The following is a 426-nucleotide window of genomic DNA, read 5'->3' on the forward strand; positions in this document are numbered from 1 at the left end:
TCCACTCGAATAAGGCTGTTGCACAGTGTATCGCTGAAGGCCTGAAGCAGGCAGGTTTGTCAGAATCTGCCGTTCAAGTAGTGGAGACAACTGATCGCGCTGCCGTGGGTGAGTTAATCACTATGCCAGAGTATGTCGATGTAATTGTTCCTCGTGGTGGTAAAGGCTTGATTGAGAGAATTAGTCGTGATGCCAAAGTGACTGTTATTAAGCATTTAGACGGTATTTGCCATGTGTACTTAGATGCTGATGCTGACGCAGAGAAGGCACAACGTATTGCAATCAACGCCAAAACTCAGCGATACGGTACGTGTAATACTATGGAAACGCTTTTAGTTAACGTATCGCGAGCCGAAGAATTGTTACCTGCATTAGAGCAAGAGTACGCCCATATTGGTGTTGAGTTACGTGCTTGTGCGAAAGCTC

General features: G+C 46.0%; 1 protein-coding gene. It reads left to right on the forward strand.

Going from position 1 to position 426, the window contains the following annotated elements; genetic code table 11:
- The coding region (locus A3739_RS24460) for an aldehyde dehydrogenase family protein (protein ID WP_156502809.1) at positions 1–426 on the forward strand (426 nt) is incomplete at both ends.

The organism is Oleiphilus sp. HI0067 (assembly GCF_001635735.1).